General features: G+C 57.5%; 1 rRNA gene. It reads right to left on the bottom strand.

Annotation, left to right across the window (positions count from 1 at the left end):
- Positions 1–21 precede the first annotated feature (21 nt).
- Positions 22–3,133: ribosomal RNA gene (locus DY240_RS23465) — 23S ribosomal RNA — on the bottom strand.
- Between the last annotated feature and the right edge of the window lie 57 nt (positions 3,134–3,190).

The following is a 3,190-nucleotide window of genomic DNA, read 5'->3' as shown; positions in this document are numbered from 1 at the left end:
GGGGTGGGGAAGATTGTGTGTGTGGTCAAGTCCTCGGCCTATTAGTACCGGTCAGCTTCACCCATTGCTGGGCTTCCACGTCCGGCCTATCAACCCAGTCGTCTAGCTGGGGGCCTTACCACCTCGCGGTGTGGGAGACCTCATCTTGAAGCAGGCTTCCCGCTTAGATGCTTTCAGCGGTTATCCCTTCCGAACGTAGCCAACCAGCGGTGCTCCTGGCGGAACAACTGGCACACCAGAGGTTCGTCCGTCCCGGTCCTCTCGTACTAGGGACAGCCCTTCTCAAGTCTCCTGCGCCCGCAGCGGATAGGGACCGAACTGTCTCACGACGTTCTAAACCCAGCTCGCGTACCGCTTTAATGGGCGAACAGCCCAACCCTTGGGACCTGCTACGGCCCCAGGATGCGACGAGCCGACATCGAGGTGCCAAACCATGCCGTCGATATGGACTCTTGGGCAGGATCAGCCTGTTATCCCCGGGGTACCTTTTATCCGTTGAGCGACAGCGCTTCCACAAGCCACTGCCGGATCACTAGTCCCTGCTTTCGCACCTGCTCGACCCGTCGGTCTCACAGTCAAGCTCCCTTGTGCACTTGCACTCGACACCTGATTGCCAACCAGGCTGAGGGAACCTTTGGGCGCCTCCGTTACCTTTTGGGAGGCAACCGCCCCAGTTAAACTACCCACCAGGCACTGTCCCTGATCCGGATCACGGACCGAGGTTAGATATCCAGTACGACCAGAGTGGTATTTCAACGTTGACTCCACCGACACTGGCGTGCCGGCTTCACAGTCTCCCACCTATCCTACACAAGCCGAACCGAACACCAATACCAAGCTATAGTAAAGGTCCCGGGGTCTTTCCGTCCTGCTGCGGGTAACGAGCATCTTTACTCGTAGTGCAATTTCGCCGAGTCCGTGGTTGAGACAGTGGGAAAGTCGTTACGCCATTCGTGCAGGTCGGAACTTACCCGACAAGGAATTTCGCTACCTTAGGATGGTTATAGTTACCACCGCCGTTTACTGGCGCTTAAGTTCTGAGCTTCGCCCCGAAAGGCTAACTCGTCCCCTTAACGTTCCAGCACCGGGCAGGCGTCAGTCCGTATACATCGTCTTGCGACTTCGCACGGACCTGTGTTTTTAATAAACAGTCGCTTTCCCCTGGTCTCTGCGGCCATCAACGCTCCCGGAGCAAGTCCGTTCACGTATCCGGCCCCCCTTCTCCCGAAGTTACGGGGGCATTTTGCCGAGTTCCTTAACCACGGTTCACTCGATCGCCTTGGTATTCTCTACCTGACCACCTGTGTCGGTTTGGGGTACGGGCGGCTATGGAACTCGCTAGAGGCTTTTCTCGACAGCATAGGATCACCCACTTCGCCGCAATCGGCTCGGCATCCAGCCTCGGGCACTACTGTGGCGGATTTACCTACCACGGCCCTGCACTGTTACCCCGGGACAACCATCGCCCGGGATGGGCTACCTTCCTGCGTCACCCCATCGCTTGCCTACTACCGGTTCGGATCCCACGCTCCCCCACCAGCCACCCCGAAGGGTGAAAGACGGGTTCGGGTGGTTAGCATCACCGGGCTCAGCATGGTCGCGCCACAACCGGTACGGGAATATCAACCCGTTGTCCATCGACTACGCCTGTCGGCCTCGCCTTAGGTCCCGACTTACCCAGGGCGGATTAACCTGGCCCTGGAACCCTTGGTCATTCGGCGGACGGGTTTCTCACCCGTCTTTCGCTACTCATGCCTGCATTCTCACTCGTGTAGCGTCCACGACTGGGTCACCCCGCCGCTTCAACCGCCACACGACGCTCCCCTACCCAACCACACACCTGAACCACAAAGGCTTAGCTACATGTGTGATTGTCACAGCTTCGGCGGTGTGCTTGAGCCCCGCTACATTGTCGGCGCAGAATCACTTGACCAGTGAGCTATTACGCACTCTTTCAAGGGTGGCTGCTTCTAAGCCAACCTCCTGGTTGTCTTCGCAACTCCACATCCTTTTCCACTTAGCACACGCTTAGGGGCCTTAGCTGGTGATCTGGGCTGTTTCCCTCTCGACTACGAACCTTATCGCCCGCAGTCTCACTGCCGCGCTCTCACTTACCGGCATTCGGAGTTTGGCTGACGTCAGTAACCTTGTAGGGCCCATCAGCCATCCAGTGCTCTACCTCCGGCAAGAAACACACGACGCTGCACCTAAATGCATTTCGGGGAGAACCAGCTATCACGGAGTTTGATTGGCCTTTCACCCCTACCCACAGGTCATCCGCCCACTTTTCAACGTAGGTCGGTTCGGGCCTCCACGAAGTCTTACCTCCGCTTCACCCTGCCCATGGGTAGATCACTCCGCTTCGGGTCTAGAGCATGCGACTCAAACGCCCTATTCGGACTCGCTTTCGCTACGGCTCCCCCACACGGGTTAACCTCGCCACATACCACTAACTCGCAGGCTCATTCTTCAAAAGGCACGCCATCACAACCCCACAAGGAGGCAGCTCTGACGGCTTGTAGGCACATGGTTTCAGGTACTATTTCACTCCCCTCCCGGGGTACTTTTCACCATTCCCTCACGGTACTTGTCCGCTATCGGTCACCAGGGAGTATTTAGGCTTAACGGGTGGTCCCGCCAGATTCACACGGGATTTCTCGGGCCCCGTGCTACTCGGGTATCACGCCACTGGAGTCACTAGCTTACGTCTACGGGGGTAACACCCTCTACGCCAGACCTCTCAAGTCCTTCGACTTCACCAGCGATTGATCACTCCAGACCAGGAACGGCAGTCCCTGATCGACGCAACCCCACAACCCCGCACACGCAACGCCTGCCGGCTATCACACGCGCACGGTTTAGCCTCATCCGCTTTCGCTCGCCACTACTCACGGAATCACATGTTGTTTTCTCTTCCTGTGGGTACTGAGATGTTTCACTTCCCCACGTTCCCTCCGACCACCCTATGTGTTCAGGTGACGGTGACGGCACATGACTGCCGCCGGGTTTCCCCATTCGGACACCCCCGGGTCATAGCTCGGTTGCCAGCTCGCCAGGGATTATCGCAGGCTCCCACGTCCTTCATCGGCTCCTGGTGCCAAGGCATCCACCATGTGCCCTTACTAACTTGACCACAAAGATGAAGATGCTCGCGTCCACTATACAGTTCTCAAACAACGACCAGACCACC

The sequence above is a fragment of the Jiangella rhizosphaerae genome (genome assembly GCF_003579925.1).
Lineage (GTDB): Bacteria > Actinomycetota > Actinomycetes > Jiangellales > Jiangellaceae > Jiangella > Jiangella rhizosphaerae.
The sequence above is the reverse complement of the archived record's forward strand: the minus strand, read 5'-3'. Positions and strand labels throughout refer to the sequence as shown.